The 19,753-nt window shown below is 60.7% G+C and carries 22 protein-coding genes and 1 pseudogene; 17 read left to right on the top strand and 6 right to left on the bottom strand.

Annotation, left to right across the window (positions count from 1 at the left end):
- The first annotated feature begins 84 nt into the window (after positions 1 to 84).
- Both BM374_RS07210 and BM374_RS07205 read left to right on the top strand, forming a co-directional pair.
- Positions 85 to 477 carry an NUDIX hydrolase gene (locus BM374_RS07210; RefSeq protein ID WP_092290501.1) on the top strand — a complete coding sequence of 131 codons (393 nt, stop codon included), beginning with the start codon at positions 85 to 87 and terminating at the stop codon, positions 475 to 477.
- Positions 478 to 763: 286 nt separating this feature from the next.
- Positions 764 to 2,149 (top strand): alpha/beta fold hydrolase, encoded by a 1,386-nt coding sequence (locus tag BM374_RS07205; RefSeq protein ID WP_244552538.1) that lies wholly within the window; start codon positions 764 to 766, stop codon positions 2,147 to 2,149.
- A 91-nt stretch (positions 2,150 to 2,240) separates the two neighbouring features.
- On the opposite strand, the pseudogene BM374_RS07200 reads toward BM374_RS07205, so the two are convergent.
- The 4 genes and pseudogenes from BM374_RS07200 to BM374_RS07190 all read right to left on the bottom strand — a co-directional run bounded on the left by BM374_RS07200 (position 2,241) and on the right by BM374_RS07190 (position 3,963).
- Positions 2,241 to 2,527, bottom strand: a pseudogene (locus BM374_RS07200) (YciI family protein).
- Between the two features lie 4 nt (positions 2,528 to 2,531).
- Complete coding sequence (locus BM374_RS37795; RefSeq protein WP_244552537.1) at positions 2,532 to 2,687, bottom strand: hypothetical protein; 156 nt, start codon at positions 2,685 to 2,687, stop codon at positions 2,532 to 2,534.
- 5 nt (positions 2,688 to 2,692) lie between these two features.
- Complete coding sequence (locus tag BM374_RS07195) at positions 2,693 to 3,772, bottom strand: maleylacetate reductase (RefSeq protein WP_092290499.1); 1,080 nt, start codon at positions 3,770 to 3,772, stop codon at positions 2,693 to 2,695.
- Entirely contained in the window at positions 3,769 to 3,963 is a 195-nt protein-coding gene (locus tag BM374_RS07190; protein WP_092290497.1) for an antibiotic biosynthesis monooxygenase family protein, read from the bottom strand. The genes BM374_RS07195 and BM374_RS07190 overlap by 4 nt, the downstream gene beginning before the upstream one ends.
- Positions 3,964 to 4,332: 369 nt before the next feature.
- Between BM374_RS07190 and BM374_RS38460 the strand changes: the two genes are divergently transcribed.
- Positions 4,333 to 4,482 (top strand): hypothetical protein, encoded by a 150-nt coding sequence (locus BM374_RS38460; RefSeq protein ID WP_177248161.1) that lies wholly within the window; start codon positions 4,333 to 4,335, stop codon positions 4,480 to 4,482.
- A gap of 104 nt (positions 4,483 to 4,586) precedes the next feature.
- On the opposite strand, the gene BM374_RS07180 is transcribed toward BM374_RS38460, so the two are convergent.
- Positions 4,587 to 4,826, bottom strand: coding sequence for a hypothetical protein (locus BM374_RS07180; RefSeq protein WP_092291814.1), 240 nt, complete (start codon positions 4,824 to 4,826; stop codon positions 4,587 to 4,589).
- A 78-nt stretch (positions 4,827 to 4,904) separates the two neighbouring features.
- Entirely contained in the window at positions 4,905 to 5,075 is a 171-nt protein-coding gene (locus BM374_RS38455) for a hypothetical protein (RefSeq protein WP_164933852.1), read from the bottom strand.
- Positions 5,076 to 5,364: 289 nt separating this feature from the next.
- On the opposite strand from BM374_RS38455, the gene BM374_RS07175 reads away from it, so the two are divergent.
- The 14 genes from BM374_RS07175 (at position 5,365) to BM374_RS07110 (ending at position 19,705) form a co-directional block, all read left to right on the top strand.
- Positions 5,365 to 6,042, top strand: a complete 678-nt coding sequence (locus BM374_RS07175) for a hypothetical protein (protein WP_092290494.1) — start codon at positions 5,365 to 5,367, stop codon at positions 6,040 to 6,042.
- Between the two features lie 567 nt (positions 6,043 to 6,609).
- Positions 6,610 to 7,845 carry a tyrosine-type recombinase/integrase gene (locus tag BM374_RS07170; protein ID WP_143270160.1) on the top strand — a complete coding sequence of 412 codons (1,236 nt, stop codon included), beginning with the start codon at positions 6,610 to 6,612 and terminating at the stop codon, positions 7,843 to 7,845.
- Between the two features lie 406 nt (positions 7,846 to 8,251).
- Positions 8,252 to 8,482, top strand: coding sequence for a helix-turn-helix transcriptional regulator (locus tag BM374_RS07165; protein ID WP_092290491.1), 231 nt, complete (start codon positions 8,252 to 8,254; stop codon positions 8,480 to 8,482).
- Between the two features lie 36 nt (positions 8,483 to 8,518).
- Positions 8,519 to 9,139, top strand: a complete 621-nt coding sequence (locus BM374_RS07160) for an RNA polymerase sigma factor (protein WP_092290489.1) — start codon at positions 8,519 to 8,521, stop codon at positions 9,137 to 9,139.
- A 232-nt stretch (positions 9,140 to 9,371) separates the two neighbouring features.
- Entirely contained in the window at positions 9,372 to 11,621 is a 2,250-nt protein-coding gene (locus BM374_RS07155) for an AAA family ATPase (RefSeq protein WP_177248160.1), read from the top strand.
- A 1,004-nt stretch (positions 11,622 to 12,625) separates the two neighbouring features.
- Positions 12,626 to 12,916, top strand: coding sequence for a hypothetical protein (locus tag BM374_RS07150; RefSeq protein ID WP_092290485.1), 291 nt, complete (start codon positions 12,626 to 12,628; stop codon positions 12,914 to 12,916).
- Between the two features lie 213 nt (positions 12,917 to 13,129).
- Complete coding sequence (locus BM374_RS07145; RefSeq protein ID WP_177248159.1) at positions 13,130 to 13,726, top strand: phage tail protein; 597 nt, start codon at positions 13,130 to 13,132, stop codon at positions 13,724 to 13,726.
- Between the two features lie 357 nt (positions 13,727 to 14,083).
- Positions 14,084 to 14,599: a hypothetical protein gene (locus BM374_RS07140; RefSeq protein ID WP_092290483.1), complete on the top strand. Its 516-nt coding sequence runs from the start codon at positions 14,084 to 14,086 to the stop codon at positions 14,597 to 14,599.
- Between the two features lie 9 nt (positions 14,600 to 14,608).
- The gene (locus tag BM374_RS07135) at positions 14,609 to 16,405 is read left to right on the top strand and encodes a terminase gpA endonuclease subunit (RefSeq protein ID WP_092290481.1); all 1,797 of its coding nucleotides are present in this window, start codon (positions 14,609 to 14,611) and stop codon (positions 16,403 to 16,405) included.
- Positions 16,402 to 16,749 carry a hypothetical protein gene (locus BM374_RS07130; RefSeq protein ID WP_143270159.1) on the top strand — a complete coding sequence of 116 codons (348 nt, stop codon included), beginning with the start codon at positions 16,402 to 16,404 and terminating at the stop codon, positions 16,747 to 16,749. The genes BM374_RS07135 and BM374_RS07130 overlap by 4 nt, the downstream gene beginning before the upstream one ends.
- A gap of 11 nt (positions 16,750 to 16,760) precedes the next feature.
- Entirely contained in the window at positions 16,761 to 18,452 is a 1,692-nt protein-coding gene (locus BM374_RS07125) for a phage portal protein (protein WP_092290477.1), read from the top strand.
- 53 nt (positions 18,453 to 18,505) lie between these two features.
- Complete coding sequence (locus tag BM374_RS07120) at positions 18,506 to 18,688, top strand: gpW family head-tail joining protein (protein WP_177248158.1); 183 nt, start codon at positions 18,506 to 18,508, stop codon at positions 18,686 to 18,688.
- A 9-nt stretch (positions 18,689 to 18,697) separates the two neighbouring features.
- A complete protein-coding gene (locus tag BM374_RS07115; RefSeq protein WP_143270158.1) occupies positions 18,698 to 19,348 on the top strand; it encodes a hypothetical protein in 651 nt (216 codons plus the stop codon).
- A 21-nt stretch (positions 19,349 to 19,369) separates the two neighbouring features.
- Entirely contained in the window at positions 19,370 to 19,705 is a 336-nt protein-coding gene (locus BM374_RS07110; RefSeq protein WP_092290471.1) for a phage tail assembly protein, read from the top strand.
- Positions 19,706 to 19,753: the final 48 nt, after the last annotated feature.

The following is a 19,753-nucleotide window of genomic DNA, read 5'->3' as shown; positions in this document are numbered from 1 at the left end:
TTGGCCTGAACAGCCAGCGAACTTGTCTAACGAAATAGACAAGTTACGATGGCATCCAGATTCTTTTGTTGGTTTGCGACAGGAATGGCGAAGTCTTCCAAGCTGGTTGCCGCCAGGCGCGGCAAGGTTCTGTTGGTCCGGCGACGGTCGGACGGGCTGTGGATGTTCCCCGGCGGCCGCAAGCGTGCGCGCGAAACCGAGAAGGCCTGCCTGCGGCGCGAAATCAAGGAAGAACTGCCGAAGTTGAAGCTCGGCCGGATCAGCCTCTGGAAAGAGGTGAAGGCGAAGAACAAGCGTTCGGGCCGCAGGATGAGCGACGCGATCTTCATCGCCAAGAGCGCCAAGGGACGTCTGGCGATCGGCGACAAGAAGGAGATCGACCGCGCCGCCTGGCAGAAGCCGCGCGGGATCCGCCTGACCGCGACCTCGCGCTACATCCGCGATCGGCTGTTTCCGCGGAAGTCGCGGCGGCGGTAGCGTCCGGGGTGACAAATAGTCCGGTCACCCTCGGGATGTGTGAACCAGTTCACAAGCTGCCGCCGGGTTCGCTGCTATAGCGACGTCATTGCCTTTCCAATTCATTTTTTTGAAACGCCCCGGCGCCCGCCAGCGCTGGGGTTTTTCGCGTTGGGGACAACCCGGTTAGGGCTGCCGCATCCGCTCTCTTTTTTGCAAGTGGTCTCGAAAACAACGCAATCGTAGGTTGTTGTCGCGCAGCGACCTTCAATGATCCGTTCGTTTTGACGATGTCCGGGGCGCGGAAATGATGAAGTCACTCTCCTGGCTGTTTGCACTGGTCTGCCTGTCCGTTTGGTCCCCTGTTCGAGCGGCCGTCGACGCACCGCTACCTTCGGACACGTTACCTCGGCATCCGTTTCTGGGTGTCACAGCGGAGCCGGCGCCTGGCCGTCACGTGCGAGTTGCAAGCCTTTATCCCGATAGCAGCGCTGCACGCTCAGAATTGAAGCCGGGTGATGTTCTGGTCTCGGTCAACGGCGCACCGATCGACTCCGTCAGCACGTTCGTCACCAGGATTCGATCCTTCAAGCTGGGAGACCGCATTATCTGCCACGTCCAGCGTGGCATCAAAGAGATGGATATCGAGATGACTCTGGGCGAGGCTCCCCGAGAGCAGCCTAGCGACGTCAAGGTCACGTATGACACGGTGCGGGCGGGCGAAGCGACCTTGCGAAGCCTGACTACGATGCCGGCGGATGCAAGGAGCAAGCGGCCTGCGGTTCTCTTCGTGCAGGGAATCGGCTGCTACTCGATCGAAGGGCCCCAGACAACGCCGAATCTTAGCCGGGACTTCGCTTACCGGCTGACCCGTTCAGGGTTTGTCGTCATGCGCACCGAAAAGAGCGGCGTTGGGGACAGCATCGGGAAGCCGTGCCGCGACGTTGGCTTTCGCGAAGAGGTCGCTATGTTCACGAGCGCCTTGCGAAAGCTAAGGTCTTACGACTTCGTCGATAAGGACAATGTGTTCATCTTCGGCCACAGCGCAGGCGGTTGGCTCGGCCCGCTGGTCGCGCTGCAAGAGCCGGTCAAAGGCATTGCGGTTTATGGCACGGTTGTAAGGCCGTTCATGGAATATCTGATCGAAAACAGACGACGAAACGTATGGCTCAGATCCCATCCCGACCTTGCGAAGCTCGAAGACGAGCAACGCCAATACGCCAGCCTTCTCCACTACGTATTGATAGAGAAGCTCTCGGCTCCGGAGGCTATCGCCAAACATCCCGAACTCACGCCGGTGGCAAAGAAGGTATTTCCCCAAGACTTTGATCACCTCGCCGATGATCGGTCACTGCAATACTTTCGGGAGCTGAACGACGAGAACGTCGCGCGGAACTGGGCCTCTCTAAACGTTCCAGTGTTAGCGATGATTGGAGAATTTGATATCCGAACAACTCAATTCGACCACGAGTATCTCGCGGCGATCGTCAATGCGCAGCATCCAGGCAGGGCAAGTTGGCAGGTGGTTGCAAAACTGGACCACGGATTTGTTGCGCACCAGTCGTTCGATGATGGCGTCGCGAACGAGTTTGTCGGTCCATTCGGCGAGCAGGTTGTTGAGCGGACGGCGAAGTGGATGGAAGCTCAGAGCACCGCGGAAAAGGCTTCATCCTCCTCGATGGTTGACCAGTAAAAGGTCCGCGTTTTGGCCGCTATTGGTGATCAACCGGACGTCAATCGGCCGGTCGTTGGTCAGTGGACAACCGAACAGGACGCACTGTTGTTCAGCCCTGCCGCCGCAGAAAACCGGTGATCGTCACTTTGTCCCAGATGCCGGCTGCGGCGAACGGATCGGCACGGTTGAAGGCTTCGATCTCGGTTCGGCCGGGTGCTTCGATCAGGAACAGACTGCGATCATCGTGGCGCCGTCGACTGCGACCAGTGGTCCCGACATCACGATCTTCACGCCGAACCGCGAGGTGTCGCTGAGGAAGGCCTTGTGGGCATCGTAATTGGCAAGCCGCGTCGGCAGGGCGCCGGCGCGGTCGATGGCATGGATGGCGAACAGCATGGTGTCATAATCTCGGCTTCCGCCGCGCCGCTGCCAAGCTCGATGCCCGGACGCACCTCGGAATTCGCCCGTTCTCCACCAGCACGTCGCCATCCCTGACGTCGCCGATGCGATCGTCCATGGTGATGATGGTGGCTGACTGGATGAGAGTGCGTTTCATCTCGATCAGGCCACCGCTGTGGTTGCGACAGGCGGTTCGCCGGCCCAGGCGCGCGCGATGAGGTCCCGGATGGCGCCCCGCTCGAGCGGGCGCGGATTCCAATATGCGTTGGTGACGGCGAGGTCAGCCGCCTTGTCGATGCCGCTTTCGGGCATGCCGATGTCGCGCAGCGCGAGCTTGGCGCCCAGTTGCTTGGCCAGATCGAACAGCCCCTGCGACGCATCGGTCGCACCGATCGCGCGCGCGATCCGCATCATCGCCTCGGGGACCGCGGGCGCGTTATAGGCCAGCGCATGCGGCAACACGATCGTGTGCGTCTCCGCATGCGGCAGATCGAACGTGCCGCCGAGGGTGTGGCAGAGCTTGTGATGCAACGCCGTGCCGACAGTGCCAAGACACACGCCGCACAGCCAGGCGCCGTAGAGGGCATCGCTGCGGGCGGTGCGATCGTCAGGCTTGACAGCAATGGCGGGCAGGGCATGCGCCAACGCGCGAATGCCTTCCTCGGCCATGAGCGACGTGACAGGGTTGGTGTCGCGCGCATAAAGCGCTTCGACGGCATGCGCGATGGCGTTGATCCCTGACGTCGCGGTGAGGCCGACCGGCAGCGTCATCGTCAGGTCGACGTCGTAGATCACCGTCTCCGGCAGCACGGCCACATCGCGCACGGTGGTCTTCAGCCCGTTCTCGGTCTGGCCGAGGATCGGGGTCATCTCCGAGCCGGCATAGGTGGTGGGAATGCAGAGCTGGTTGATTCCGGTGCGCAAGGCCAGCGCCTTGCCCAATCCGGTCGTCGAGCCGCCACCGAGCGCGACCACGCAATCGGCTTCGCAGGCCTTCATCGCCGTGATCGCGCGCTCGGTCACGTCGACCGGCGTGTGCATGGTGGCGCCGGCGAAGAGGCCGGCATAGAGCGGGCCGAGCGCGGTGCCCAGCGCTCTGCCTTGCGCTTCCTGCTGCGGAGTCGTCAGCACCAGTGCGCGCTTGCCGCCGAGCCGTTCGACCTCCGCTTTGGCCGCCGCAAGCGTCCCGCTGCCAAACACGACGCGGCACGGCAGATTTTCAAAGGTGAATGAACCGATCATGCGCCGGTCTCTTTGACGGGATAATCGACCTGGAAACGTCCGATCCGCAAGTCGCCGAGCTCCTCCCTGCCATCGATCCGGCCTTTCAGGCCCTCCAACAGGGTCTTGACCTTGGTCCTGGCCGCGGAGCGCTCCGCGGCTGTCTCTCCGCGTAGCCGCCACATCACGATGTGCTTGATCGGACTCGACATTTTCCGGATTTCCTCGCCTGCATCTTGTTGTTTGAACCATTTTGCCTTGCAGAAATCGGAAATAAAGGTGAAAAATCGTAAGTCTCTTTTGCAAAACCGCCGAGCTCGGCAGCCTTTCCAAGGCCGCCGAAACCTTGCGGATGTATTTTCCGATTTCCATCCGCGCGCAGTCCGACGCTGGAATCTGGACGAGGCGACCTGAGAGGCGCAGCGCTACTCGGTTCGGCCCTGGACTCGCGCCCGACTAATCGACGACCGTGACCTCGGCGCAGCACGCTCTTCCTGCGGAGCAGCAAGCCTGGCCGCCTCAAGCTCGCGCAGCTCTTTCCGGACTTGCCGCGCGCTTCGCATCGCGCGCTTGATGAACGGATGCTGCGCGTCGTCTGCGAAGAACAGCACCACCTCGCAACAGGGGCATTGCCTCGAATAGCCGTCCTGCAACCGTCCCGCGCGATCGCGAAAGATCGTCTTGCAGCGCGTGCACTGGATCTGGACGGAGTTCATCGCGCCAACAAATGATCATGACCGGAAATCGGCTGCCACGGTGGGCCCAATGTCTGAAGAAAGCCTGAAGGTCGGCTGCGAGCCGGACCGCACGCTTCTCGGCAACGAGACGCAGACTGCTATTGTTTCGCTGCAATCGCATCCAGGCAGTGATTGAGAAAGTCGGTCCGGTCTCGCGGCAACACCTTCGCCAGATCCGCCCTGAGCGCGCATTCGCGCTGACGGATCTGCTCGGCGCGCCGCTTCTCCGCAGCCTCGCGGTATTCGGGTGCAACCTTGCTGGGATCGACGAGAGCCTGGGATCGTGCAGCCGCGGTTGCGAGCAGCGCGATGGCTGCAATGAAAATGACCTGCTTCAAATGAGCCTCCGTGAAAAGGCTCATCCTAGCGTCCGATTGCTGGTGGCTCAACGTGCGTGCGATGGGGGAGGTGCGGCGTCAGGCGGCCTGCTCCTCGAAGGAGGTGTAGACCCGGCCATTGGGATCGACGATCTGAACGTCCCGGCATCCGTCCTGGATCAGCTCCCTGGCCTTCTTGAGGGCGGCGGCGAGCGACTCCCGCTTGAGGTTGACGACGCCTGCCGTGTCGAAACCGGTGATTTCAAACATGCCGTTCCTCCTGTTTGGGCGAATCCTACACCTTTCTCGCGGGCTGTCTCGTGGCTTTTTCGCACAGCCGTCGTGGAACAGGGGACAGATGCACGGCCGTGCCTCGGGGCGTCATCGTTCGGCCCCGTAATCGGCCGGAGTGACCGGATAGTTCGGGCGCGCACGTCGCTAACGTGGAATTAATCCGAAATGCTCACAATTTTAGGCAGTTGTGTAAGTGAGTGCTGCGTAAAGGAGGCGTCGCAAGGACGTTCCGGCGACGGCCTCCTTTTGCTCGCTCATGAGGTCAATGCAGATGACCACGACGTCCGACACGCTTTGCTTTGCCGAGCACCTCGATGCCGCAGCACTTGCGGCTGCAGCATCCGAGCCCCAGTGCGAGCCCGAAGCCGCGGAAGCTCGAACACCCGGCAGGCAGTCCAGCAGAAAATCGATCCTGGTATTTTCGGTATGTGCCTTGGCCATCAACGGCGCGGCGGCCATCTACACGTCGCCGTTTGACCTTCCATCGCCCAACATCGGCAGTCTGGCTGCGCTGCTTCCGCGCCAGGAAGAGTCCGCACCCAAACCGGATCCGATCATCGCAGCCCTGAAAGAACTCCAGTCGGCCCAGCAGCAGCAGGTCGCCGCGCTGCAAGAGATCAATACCTCGTTGCAGCAAAACACGGCTCTGCGGCAGCAGGATTCAAACGTCCTCATATCCCTTCGACAGAGCATCACGGACGAACGGGTCGACGTGAAGAAGATATCGCCGCAGCTTTCGACGCTGATCGCCAAGATCGATACGCTCCAAAGTACAATGATGTCGGACGTCACGTCCTCCATCCGGAAAGCCCATGCGCGTTACGGATTGCCCGCAGCGTTGCGTAAGCGGATGATGGATCGGCAGTCGAAAGCGATCGGGCCCGTTTCCGTTGGAGGGGCGCCACTGAGCGAGTCGGCGACGGTGCCAACCCCGGAAAGCTGAGGGCTCGTCGAGCGGATCACTGCGGCCAGCCGTCTGGCGATGGTCTTCCCGCTGCCGAATCCCGATAGGCCCCGGTATTTGACCGGAGGTGTGCCCTCCACACGCCAATCCTATGTTGCCGCGCGCGTGAGTGTGCGAGAGTATGAAGAGCGGCAGCACCAAGGATAATCCACCGGTCCTCATCTGCTCCGAATGCAGACGCCCGATGGACTATCTTGCGACACTGCCAGAAATTGCAAACCTGCCGGCGGTGTACGCCTACAGATGCCTGCCGTGTCGCAGGGTTGATACGATTGTCCTGAAGTGACGCATGGCTTTGGTGAGCGCGCTGGGGCTCGAACCCAGGACCCCGTGATTAAAAGTCAAAAAATCGCTGTTTGATCGTGTCGCTTCTTGGCTGAAAGCGCTGAAGAATCAACGCCGATTGCCTGATCCTGACTGCATCTGTTCGGCTCTGTCGGCCGTATTTGTTACCCCCGCGTTACCCCAAAGACCTTGAACCCGAGAAAGATCATGTGCTCTAAGAGGTGGTAGAGCCCGTGATTATTCGATAGGGGGAGGGGTACTTTGAGCCGAAAAATCACCGCCGAATATCTGGAAACGGTCACTGCCCCAAAGGGGCAACGTCTCGAAATGATGGACCCGTCCTGCAAGGGCCTTCAGATTCGGATCAGCGAGGGCGCAAAGACGTTCGCCTTCGTGCATCGCCCGAAAGGCGGCAAGCCCGTGCGCACGACGCTGGGGCACTTCCCCGACATGAAGCTGGCAGCCGCCCGGAAACGGGCAGACGAGCTGCGGGGAGCCGCCGCCAATGGCCGGGACGTACATGGCGAGCATAGGGCCACGCGGGCCGCTACGGCGCTCGCGCAGGCGACCTTTGGCGAGCTGGTCGACGCCTTCGTGGAGCAATGGTCAAAGGCCCGGAAGCGGAGCTGGGAGGCCGACGAGCGATACCTAGGCCGGTTCAAGGATGGGTGGCCCAACAAGGCTGGGGTGAAGCGTCTGACGGCCTGGGGCCGGAGGTCCGCCAGTACGCTCAGTCGCTCAGAGATCGCGGACGCCCTGAACACCATTGCGGCTGATGCGCCCGTATCCTCAAACCGCGCCCATGCGAGCCTACACAAATTCTTCCGTTGGTGCGTCTCGGAAGGGAAGCTTGCAGCCAACCCCATGGCCGGGCTGGCGAAGCGCCATGATGAATCGAACAGCGAGCGCAAGCGGGCGCTGTCGGCCCCCGAGCTGAAGGCCGTTTGGGCTGAGCTTCTGAACGGGGAGAGCGAGATCGGCGCAACAACCCGCGCGGCGCTCCGGTTCATGTTGTTGACTGCCCAGCGACCCGGCGAAGTAGCGGGGATGCTTGTAACCGAAACCAACTTGGCGACCAAAAGTGAAGAGACGTGGACTATCCCGGGCGCCCGGACGAAGAACAAGACGACCCACATCGTCCCGCTCACCCGGTCTGCGCTTCAAATTATCAGGGGCGAGCTGACCGGCCGCAGCGAGCCCGTTGCTGTGTTCAGATCGCGGACGTTCGGTGACCGGCCGATGAGCCGCCACACGTTAAGCCACGCCTGCGCGGACATTGCGACGAAGCTGAAGCTCGAATCCTTCACAGCGCATGATCTAAGACGAACGGCAGCAAATCTGCTCAAGGCGAACGGGGTTGCCCCGTTCGTTGTGGAAGAGGTGCTGAACCATCTTCCGCCCAAGCTGCAACGTATCTACCAGGGCGATCAGGCGCGGCCCGAACGCCGGGCTGCGCTCGAAACGTTGGCACGGGTGATTGAGGAAGCCGTTAGGTAGTAGGTCCCTTCTGAGTCTTACGAAACATTAACCGGACGCCTGTCTGCCACCCGCTGATCTAGGGCGTTGAAGGAATGTGCTCGGGCGTGGCGACGTAGGGCCGTGTTTGCCGGTTTTTGTATGTCCCTTAAGTTGATGAATTCACGGCCAACAAATATATTGAGATCAAGCCTCACGTAACGCGGAATGTGCGTGCGGCCAGACCAGAGAGGCTTTCGGCGCGTCTCTGGTGTCAGACGGAAGCGACACGTCGCCCCGGTCGGGTTCTTCTCCCGGTCGAGTCAGGGTCAAGACCTGGCTGATAAGGGTTCCCGCTCAGCGGGCTTTGCCGAAATATAGCACCGGGTTGCGGCTCGGCTCCGATGATCAACAGCTCCCAAGCGGGAGCAATTCGGAGTCAATTTCTATGCTCACCGGTGACTGCATGACGATGCTTGATCTTCGCCAGCACTATTCGAGCGGCGGCAAGCCCGCGTCACGATCCTTTATTTATGCCCTCGAAGCGCAAGGCGAGCTTCCGCCGTCCGTTTTGCTTGGCGGCAAGCGGGTTTGGTCACGCCACGCGGTTCTCGAACGCGACGCTGCACGCTTCCGCAAAGCTGAAGAGCGCGCCGTGTCGAGCGGCAAGGCCGCCTGATCTTCCCGCCGCACCGCTCGATACCGAGGGCTCACCTTGAAACATATTCCGCCCGACGCGTTGACGCGCGTCGAAGACGCTCGACCTTCGTTCCGCGAAGAGTTGATCAAGCGTCTTCCCACGCTTCGCCGACACGCCCGCACGCTGGGCGATGCCGAATTCGCCGACGATCTTGTGCAGGCAACACTCACGCGCGCCCTCGAATATGAGGACGCATACACGGCGCAAGGGGCGATGACCGCTTGGTTGCGGCAAATCGTAAAGAACATCGCGCGCGATCAGCACAAGAGCAGCCAGCGCTATAAGCTCTTTAGCGATCTCGACGCCAACACAACGGACGACAATTCCGATGCCGAAACGGAAGATTTCGCGTCGACCGTCCCGGATGAAACCACTTTCGGCGAACGTGAGAGGCAGCTCGACGCGAAAGGTCTCATTGAGCTTGCTGCAAAAATCATCGTCCCGGAAATGTGGAGGTGCCTTGAGCTGACGGGGGCAGGCTTCACGTCGGAAGAAATCGCGGCCGAGCTTGGCATCAGCGCCGCAGCCGTACGTAAGAACATCGAGCGCGGACGAAAAGCGCTGCAAGCTCTGCGCGCGAGCAGCGATGACACCGAACATAACGTCTCTAAGTCTATCAGAAAGCCGTCACGATGAAACTCAATCGAGAACAGCGCCGCCGCTTGGGTGCGCTCGCGCGTATGGCGCAGGCGTTCCCGCAGGCGGGCGCTGACTCCCTAACGCAGCCTGGAATCATCCACGCCGTCTATAGTCACGACTCAGGGTGCCAAACATTGCGCACGGGTCGGGGTAGCGACTGCAACTGTAATCCGTCACTCACATTCCACCGAGAGCCGGGCGCCTGATGCAGACCGTAAAGGCTAAGCGAGTGCCCGACCTGGCAAACGAGATGCGCGAACAAGGGCGCATCGATTACGCGCGGGCGCATAATAAGCGCGTCGCCCTTGATCTTGCCGCCGCTGGCATCCCCGTGTTCGTTGCGAACCCGGAGAACAAGGCGTCATTGGTAAAAGCGTTCACAAGGTTGGACGCGGACATACCGAAAGATGAGGCCGAGTCGCTCCGCCGTGAATTCTACGACAAGCACGGCTTCGCACCGCTCCACATTGGGGCGACGACTGAAAAGTCAGCTATTCGCCGCATGTTTCGCGAGAAGCCGGATGCGCTGCCTGCGATCAGTTGCGGCCCGGCCGGTTTGCTTGTGGTCGACAACGACGTCAAAGAGCGCAACGGGGCCGAACGTAACGGCGTCGAGCTTTTCGATGCGTTCTGCGAAGCGAATGGCGGGCTGCCGGATGGTGTTATCGCCGTGCAGTCGCAAGGCAGAGGCCGCCACCTATACTTTAGCAACGAAGGCAACTTGGGTTGCAGTGCGGGGAGTCTCAAAGCTGCCTGCGAGTCCGATGTTAAGGCGGCGGGCGGTTTCGTCATTGCGCCTTCTGCTATCCGCATTCACGACGGGCGGCGCTACGGCGAACGCTCTAGCCTCGATGCACTGATCAAGGCGCGCAAGGGCGGCACTCTAGTTCCCATTCCTGAATTCATCCGGCAGGCAATCGGAAGCAGAGCGGAAAGCAGCTCCGTCACCGAAAAGAGCATTCAAGCTCTCGTCGACGAGCTGCGGCAGACTGAGTTGCCCGATGGGGCAGCTCTGCTTGATCCCGCGTTGGATGGTGTGGAATGGCAAACGCTTGTCGATAGGTACGACAGCTTGCGCAAGGCGATTGACGAAGGCGATAGGTCAAACGTCAGGTTTAATCTTGCTCGCGCGCTGAAAGCGGAGCGCCCCGAAACCACACCGGCCGACTTCGCCGCGATCTTGATCGAACGGCCTGATGAATGCGGCGTCTTCGTTGAGGACGAGAAGCCTGCTCAAGGCGAATTTGGCTGGAGAAATATTGTCAAGGATTTCGAGCGCGCGAAAGCTGTGCCCGGCTCGAACGGCGAACAGTTCGATGCGGTAGACGACGATGAAGACGGCGAACCGGCATCCGAACAAGGCAAGGCAAAAGTCGATAAGTTTGCGGAGATCGATGCTGGCTTCGCGTGGTCAGTCGATATGCATGCGTCGTTTACGCCCGCAGAGGATTTGATAGAGGACTTGCTGCCCGCCGTTGGCGTCGTCGTGCTGCGCGGCGACAGCAACACGGGCAAGACCTTCGCCACGACTGAGATGCTAGACTGTGTGCTGCGCGGCGCGAAGTTCTTGGGGCGCAACGTCGTGCAGGGTGGGGCAATGCTGATCGCAGGCGAGGGACAAGAGGGCCTGAAGAAGCGAATGGCCGCGCTGCACACTGTGCGGCCGTACGGCGGAGCGGGTATCGCTGTGCGTTTCGACCTTCCGAACTTCGAGACTGCGCAAAAAGCGGCGGCTAAGAAGCTCAGCAAAACCATTGAACGCTACAAGGAGATTCAAGGGCACGACTTGAAGCTTCTAGTGCTCGATAACCTTATTCGCATGATCAACGGCGGGGACCTTCATCTGTCTGCCGCCGTGACGCCCATGCTCCGCGCGTTGTCCGATCTAGCGTATGAGCACCGCCTTTGCATCGTCATCATACATCACGAAAACAAGAGCGGCGGGATAGCGGGGACTTTCGCCATTCGCGCCAACGCTGACGTTGTCCTGCAACTGAGCGAAAAGAACGGGGTTCGGACCATCGCGATAGATAAGAGCCGAGACGGCGACAAGAGCGCGAAGCTGCACTTCAGTCTCCGGTTCGTTCCGCTCGGGAAGAACATGTGGGGCAATGAGGTCGGTAGCTGTGTGGTCGAGCCGTACAGCAAGGCGTCCGACAACCTTGCAGTAGACGATGACGAAGAGCTTCCGACCTTGAAGACATCGGACAGGCGAGAAGATCGCATCGCGGCCATCCTTGACGTCTTCGAGGGGGAAGCGAAACGTCAAAAGGCAGACGATGAGAACGTCTCGTCTATCAGGCGCCAGCTCGAATTGCAGTCCGGCGAAATCGTCGATGCGGTCAACGCGCGGCGGAAGTCGGATGGCTTGGAAATGCTGAGCCGGTCGACCATCCGGGATCACATCGGAGTAGCCGTCCAGGCGGGCAGCTTGGAGCCGTGCGGGACAAAGGGAAAGCCGCTCTATCGCCTTGCCTGACGCGTCTGAGCAACTGGCGGAAAGTGGCGGATTGCATCCCGTCCGCCAGTTTCCGCCACCCCAATCCGCCACTTCGTCCGCCAGCTTTCCGCCACTTGGTCCGCCACTTTAGCGATTGAAGTTACAAGCAAAATCGGAAAGTGGCGGAAGCTGGCGGAAACTGGCGGATAGATCAAACACCAATTGGCGGATGCGCCCACACACCTATGGTGTGGGCCTAGCCGGTTGTCCGCCACTTTGAGTGAAGCGCCGCATATCAAAAGGCGAAGGTTGCAAAACCGTAATGTCTGAACTTGTCACAGACCGCATCGCTCGGCCGTTTACGTAGATAGGAGCGCCCGACATGGCGCGCGCCTTCAATCTCCCCGGCCGAGGCGGGCAACGGCCACCCAAAACAACAGCACCCGCGCGTCCCATCGTCTGGGGCGTAGAGCATCCCGTCAGGGATGCAGCCACCGCCCCCCATCGCATGGGGAGCACGCCTCTGGTGAGTCACGCCCCGTTTGGCGTGAAACGGATGCCACCAGGGTAAGCGACCGGCGACGGTCGGCCAGCACGGCGCCTTGCGCTGTCGCGGACTAGACGATTGCAACGAGATTGAAGGTCGCTCGCAGAAGCGCTCCAACCAATTCGAGTTCGGGAAGGTCGCAAAGGCTGAGCGGGAGCCTGACCTCCACCCGGAAGCGCCGCGCTCGGGGCCGAAACGAACCTCGGGGCTTTGAGTGCGGCGCACACCGCTAGTCCATCCAAATTAGTTGGCCGCAATCGCGGCACCGGTAGAGGTACGAAACTGTGCCTTTGCGCTGGTCCGGAAGCCGCAAGTAGAGGCGCGGAACACCGTCACACTTTGGACAGTGGCTCGGAACCTCATGTGCTGGATCGTTCTTTCGATCTGCCATAGCGCCGTTGCTCGATGGTCGACCTAGTAAGTTCGTCCCGCCACCCCCGTTCCTTCCGCTTGAGCAAGCGGGTCTGCAAATTCTGCAACACTGAGAGAGCGCTGAATGACCAAACAACCTGAGACCATCGGTCTGACCGAACTGCTGGCGCTGTCCGAGGACGCGCGCCTAGGACGCGCCGCCGACGCGCTCGAAAAGATCGCAGCCGCCGCGCCGCAGATCGAACGCATCGCCGACGCGATGGAAACGTTCGTTGCGCTCTTCGCGTCGGTAATCGGCCAAGCCTACGCGTGGTGCCCCGGCGAAGCCGAAGCGTCACCCGTCGTGAACTACATCCGATCCGGCACCGGCGAGAGCTTTAAGTGCGACAAGACGGATGCAAACGATGACGAATGATCAAAATCAGCTCCCGCGGCACTTGAACGAACTGGCGGACGTCCTCAACGAAGCCGCCGCGAAGCTCGACGAACTCGCCCGCAGCGCTGTGGCCCACGGGATTGTCCCTCGCATGGCGCCCGGGTCTCCTGTCTCGCGCTTAGTCGAGCAGTGCGAACAGTTCACCAAGTGTATAGCGGAGCATAGCAAGCCCACGACCTGGGAGCCTGAGGGATGGACCTCAACGTCAAATTAGATGGATCGGCTCTGGAAAAGTGGGCGGAAGTGCTTTCATCTCGCGGCATCGTTAATGCGATCCGCCGTGCAGTTGACAAATCAGCGACAGCCGCGCGCAAAGTTGCGCTAAAGAAGATCGCGGCGGACATTGGCGTCAGTGAGAGCTACATCAAAGACGCTGTCGGCAAGATCAAGCGCAGCACGCAAGGTTCCCTTTCCGCGAGCTTTACGACCGTCAAAAAGCGCATCGGCATCATGCGTGTTAGCGGCGCATCAATCGGAGCTGATGGACTCAAGGCGTCAACGCACCGCTTGGGCGGTGGTGGGTCGACCTCTCTCAACGTACGCCACGCTTTCCTTGTGAAGAATGCGAAGGGCGGCTCTTTCGTCGCCTATCGAACGAGCCGCTCCCATTTGCCGATCAAAGGAGTCTATGCCGAGCATCCCGCGACCGCGATGGGACAAGCGGGGCCGGTACAGGAAGCTTGGCGAAAGGAAGCTAACGCGCAACTAGCGCAGCGGTTACCGCAAGAAATCCAGAAGCAGTTGCTGGCGGAAGGCTTGCCGTATTCGGCGCCGCCCGACACTGACTAGCAATCCGGCGCTGATACGAGTCGATACGCTCGCGCCGATTAGCGCGCCGCGTCCGGCAGAGGGTGAGACGATACTCTGTCGGGCGTGGCGCGCGTCCATCGCTGGGCCGTACGCCAGCGTTGCGGCCAACGCTTCAAGCTGGTCGAGTTATGCAGATGCGGGATGGCTATCGCCTTCGTTAGCGGCATCCAAGCGCCGATGGGTCCCCCTGGGGCGCTGCGGTTGACCACTGCGGGCCGCTGCCGCATTTCTCTCGCTTGAAATCATTGAATTTTCATAGCCGACTAACCTACGCGGGTCGCAACGCAGCGGCCGGACGGTTGCGGCTTGATATGCAAATGCGCAGGAGTGAATTACATGGGCAGGCCCGAAGGCCCGATTGCCCGCGCGGCAGAGGCGCTTGGCATCGATCCGCGATCCGTCCGCCGCGCTGTCGAGCAAGCCGGGCATGATGCGAAGGCAGTCAGCTTTGAGGCCGCGCATCAGCTCGCAGCGGCCATCGTCGACAAGTCGAAGTCTCTGGACCATGCAGCGAACGGTCGTGGGGAGGGCGCGCACGAAGCGCGGTCCGATCTGGCCGCAGCAAAAGCACGGCTTGCAGAAGCAGCAGCGCGGAAGGCGGCCATTCAAGCGGCACAGCTCGCGGGCGAGCTTGTCGACCGCGCCGCTGTCCGTGACGTGGGAATTCGCATCATTGCAGAAGCGCGCGGAGCGCTCCTCGCATCGTCGCACCGCATCGCCGACTTGGTGGCGGGGCTGACGGACAGGGCAAAAATCGCCGATATCGTTGAAGTCGAAATCCGTACTGCGCTCGGTGTCTGCGCTGACGAAGAACGATTTTGGGATGCGCTGGAGCGAGATGCGTTGAGCTAAGGAGAACACATGCCGCACGACATTGCGCGCGAGTGGCTGCGCGCTTGGTCGCCGCCGCAGATAGTCAAACCGAGCACATTCGCTGAAGCTGAAATCTATCTCCCCGCCAGCGCGAACGCACAACCGGGGCCGCTGCGTCTCACTAGCTACCAGCGCGAGATAGTCGACAGCATAGCGGACCCGGAAGTCGAGTTCATCATTCTGCAATTGGCGTCGCAGGTGGGTAAATCGGCGAGTGTCAATGCGATGCTAAGTTGGATCGTGGACTGCAACCCCGCGCCCGTACTGCACGTCTCGCCGACCAATGACCGCGCTGAAGAGTTCGTTCGCGAGCGCTGGCAGCCGCTCGTTGACGGGTCACCCGCCCTGCGGGACTTGATCGGCCGGGGACAACACACCCGCAAGGGAAGTGGAGGCGGGGCGAATTCGCTCAGCTTGCAGAGTTTCCCGGGCGGACAGATCGCGTTCGTATCGTCGCATCGCCCCGACCAGCTCGCCGCTCGTGCCGTTAAATACGTGTTTGCTGATGAGGTGGACCGCTTCGCCATCAGTGCAGGGACCGAAGGCGATCCTTTGGCGCTCGCTGTGAAGCGAACCAAGACATACGAAGGCCGAGGCCGAAAGCTGATCTTTGTCAGCACGCCAACGTCACGGTCAAGCCGCATTAATGCGTGGTACGAACGGGGCGATAAGCGACGCTTTCATGTCACATGCCGCGAGTGCAATCACGCCGCCCCGCTTGAGTTCGAAAGCCTGCGATGGGATGCGGGCGTGCCTTCGACCGCGTATCACGCCTGCGCAGCCTGCGGGGCGGTCCAGGATGAACACACGCGACGCCAAATGATCAGGGAGGGCTTTTGGAAGCCGACCGCAAAAGGTGAGCCGGGAATTCGCAGCTATCACCTTGATGAGCTGTCCTCGCTGTTCAGCACGATGGCAAGCGTGGTGCAATCCTTCGAAGAGGCCACGACGCCGGAAGCCAAAACGGCTTGGTACAACACGACCCTTGCTCGGATGTACGAGGCGAACGTCGAGTTCAACGTCAACCCGGATGATCTCAGAGCGCAGGCTGTGAGTGTTAAGCCGCCATACGCTGCCGACATCACCCATGTAACGATGGGATGCGACGTGCAGACAGATCGCGTTGAGCTGACCTATCTCGCGGCACATGCGGACGAGACCTACACCGTGCTCAATCATTTGCGCCTGCCGGGCTCAACGTCTGACCTCGAAGTCTGGCAGAAACTCGACGCAGCGGCCGGTGCCACGTTCCAACTCATCGATGGCAGAACGCTGCCGGTATCGGTGCAAGCGGTCGACGCCGGTTTCAATACCGACAAAGTCGCGGAGTACGTGCGGTCACAACAGCGCAAATCTAGGAGCGCGTTCGCCCTGGTCGGGCGCGGCGGCTTCGAGCGAGCGCTTATAGCAAAGGGCAATCGACTTCGAGGATCAGGACTCCCGGTCATGATCGTGGGCTCTGACACCGCGAAGTTGATCGTTGGTCAGTCCCTTGTGTCCGGACAGATCAGAGTCCCTGATCACCTGGACCTCGATTACTACGAAGGCCTTGCCAGCGAAGAACTTCGCTCAAAACAGGTGGGCGGCGCTATCCGAAAGTATTTCGAGCGCGTCGTTCGCCGAAACGAGCCGCTTGACGGGCTCTGCTATGCCCTAGCGGCATCCCGAGTTGTTTCGCAACGGCAAGCCGCCGTGCGGTCGCAAGCACAACCCACTAAGCCCACCCAAACCTTCGCAGACAGCATCAAGAAGCTGGCTGCACTATCAGGAGCAAACCAACAATGACGAAACCTAGTAAAGCCGTTGCGCCTAGCGAAAATGCGGCTATCGCCGCGGAGCGCTTGCGCGTCGCCGCAATTCTTGAAAGCGCAGAAGGCAAGCGCAACCCGGCCATGGCGCAGAAGCTTGCGCTGTATAGCGTGCTGGACGCTGAAACGGCTATCGGGATTCTTGCCGACGCTCCCTCAGCTAACCCCTACCTCGAAGCCATGTCGAAGGAAGGCCCGATTGGTTTGGGCGGCGCAGCCGTCGAAGTGTCGAATGACCCGAAGGCCGCGCGACTGCGGGAGCTGGGGCAGAGCGTCGCGGCGTTCAACGCCGAAAAGGGTTGGACGAAGCCCACCAAGTAAGGAGCCATTCAATGGCAATCGCAGACAAGTTTCGCGCCTTCTTCGGCGCGAGCGCCAAATCGCTGGCGATAATTCCGCCCCTTGAAGGCGTGACTGCTCCCTCAGCGGGCATCCTCGACGGCACGGACGGGAAACCCTCGACTATTTGGGCACGTTACAGCAATGGCCTGAGGCCGATGACTTCCGGGTATCTCAACGGCTGGCAGCCCTTTTACGGTACGCCCGGGAGTGAGATCAGTCGAGAGCGCGGGATTGTCTCTCAGCTGAACCTCGATTTGCTCTTCAGCAACCCGGTTGTCAGCACTCTCGTTGAGAACTACGTCACTTACGCCGTTGGGAACGGGCTTACCCTTTCGTCACGCCCTTGCGCGGAAATGCTCGGCATTAGCCCGGAAGAGGCGCGTAGCCTCGCGCATCAAATCGAAACCGCGTGGACTCAATGGTGTAACAGCGCGACCGAAGCAGACGCGTCGGGCAGACATTCCCTGCATCAGCTTGCGGCGGCTGGCTTTCGCAGCTACCTGCTGACGGGTGAAACGCTCTTCACGCTGGATTGGGTCGCGGCGCGTGGTGCGAGGACCCAGACCAAAGTGTGCCTTCTCGATAGCCGCCAGCTCGACCAGAGCATTACGCGCGTCGCAGAGGGCAACGGGAACGCCTCGATTATGCAAGGCGTGCAGTTCGATCAGAACGGCCGCCTCCAAGGATATCATATTCGAAAGTTCATCCTGGGGAGCTTCGCCTCAGCGCCGCAAGCCCAATACGTGGCTGCGACTACGTCTTGGGGGCGCCCACGGGTTGGGCATCTGTTCGACCTGCTAGTGCCCGGGCAAGTGCGCGGTATGAGCCCACTCGCTGCGGCACTAACCCCTGCTCACAGCAAGGCCACGCTGCGCGAGTTCTCGCTGGCGAGCGCATTGGTGCAGAGCATGTTGGCCGTCAGCATCGAATCTGATTTGCCGCGCGAGCAGGCCCTAGGCTCGCTCAACGCGGAAGACCCGCTTGCGGGGATTGTAGCACCGAAGGGCGTTTCCCCGGAAGATTGGGCGAAAGCGAAAATCGACTTCTACAATAACGTGAAGGTCGATCTGAACCCCGGCGTAATCAACCACCTGCTTCGCGGCGACAAGATGCACGTTCATCGGCCGCAGGCTCCGAGCAGCACATACGCGGACTTCGATGCGTCGCTCGCGCGTGAAGCCGCTAAGGCGAGCGGCGGCAGTGCTGAGGACGTGAGCGGCGACTACTCGAAGACCAGCTTCTCCGCTTCGAGGCTTGCCCTTGAGTTGCCCTGGCGGATCAATCTGCGCCGAAGACAGAACATTCTGGAGCGCATTTACCAAAGCACGTTCACCGCGTGGCTTGAAGAAGCATGTGAGACTGGCCGCATCAAGCTTCCAAAAGGAGCGCCCGCATTCTGGCAGTGCCCGGAGGCGTACACCGCGGCGGCGTGGCGCGGTAGCGCTAAGCCCGTTGCCGATCAGATGAAAGCTGCTGAGGCGGATGCGCTGGAGATTAGCAGCGGTCTCAGCACACTCGAAGAGAAGCTGGGCGAACGTGGTCTCGACCTCGAAACCGTTATCGCGCAGCGCAAGGCCGAGCGCGACATGCTTGTGGAAGCGGGCCTGAATGGTCCCGCAGCGGTAGGCACTACACGGAGCGGGGCGGCAAGGCCCGGCGATCTGGAGGACCAAACGAAATGAGTAATTGCAACGGAAGCGGCAGCCCTGTGGCCGCCGTAACGGACCCTTGCGCTTTGCTGCCTCAGCTTCGCGCCGCGTTCTACCAGCTTGCGGCGGGACAGGTGAAAGCCGTCGTGCGCAACGGCGACCAGTGGCTGGAATTCCAGAAGGGTGACGCCAAGACGCTCCAGCATGAGGTGCGGAGGCTTGAGGCGATCTGCGGCGCAAGCCGTGTCGGCGCTGTGCGAGTGAGATAAGAGAGAGACATGAGCAAAAAGAAAACGGCATTGCCGTTGGATGATACGCCGTCCGTCGTCCTGTTGGGCAATGGCGAGCGCATGAAACGAGACCGGGCTGAGGCGCTCGGTTACACGATTGTGGGCGAAACTCCGAAAGGTTCGGCGCCGAACACCGCACTCGACGCGTTCAATAGGTGGAAGTCGCAGGTTTCGTGCCTTCCCGAGGCGCAGGAGCGCCCGGCTGCGCTTGCCGAGCTTCTATCCACACACAACCAAACCACCCTTGATGTTGGCAAGGCCCGGGCGTTTCTGCGCGGACTGCCTGTCGAAGAAGTAGAAACCACGGAAGATAACATGACGACCAAGGACGACCCTCGCGCCGCACGGCGCGCTGAAATCGCAGGCAGCATGCAGGCGTTCAACCACTCGCGCGGCTGGACGAAGCCGCAGACCGTGGCGTTAAAACCGACTCCCGCCGTATCGACTGTCGAGCCTGACAAGTTGAAGCGGCTTGCTGAGATCAGGTTCAATGCCCTTCAGATGAACGGCCACGGGCATACACAGGAAGCCAAGAAACTGAAATGCGCTCTGGACGCCCACGCCACGACCGGAGCACCGCTGAGCAGATTGCTAGCACAGCTCGAAGTCGATACGTCGAAAGTCGTCCACACAACTTAGCTTGCAGGTAGGCAGCACAACATGACTGAAACATTTAAACTGACCTCACCGCTGAAGACCCATGACGGCGTCGTCACAGAACTCAAGCTCAAATCGCCAAAGGCCCGACTGATGATCAAGCACGGCGACCCGTTCACGATCCGGCCGGTCAAGAACGCGAAGGGCGAGACCGAGAGCTACGAATACATCTACAACAATTCAGCAATGGTGCAGTTCGCGGCCGACATGACAGGAGTGGACGAGCTGATATTGGAGGATCTGTCTGTGACGGACTTCACGCGGTTGCGCGGCGCCATCACGAACGTAATCCTAGGGCTGGTGCCAGACAAAAACCCTTCCGAACAGCCCGGTATCTGATCGCCTCATTGATCAGTGCCAATCGTCTCGACGTGCGCACCGTCGAGG

The organism is Bradyrhizobium sp. Ghvi, from assembly GCF_900115265.1.
Lineage (GTDB): Bacteria > Pseudomonadota > Alphaproteobacteria > Rhizobiales > Xanthobacteraceae > Bradyrhizobium.
Note: the sequence above shows the minus strand (reverse complement) of the source record. Positions and strands in the feature narration are given on the sequence as shown.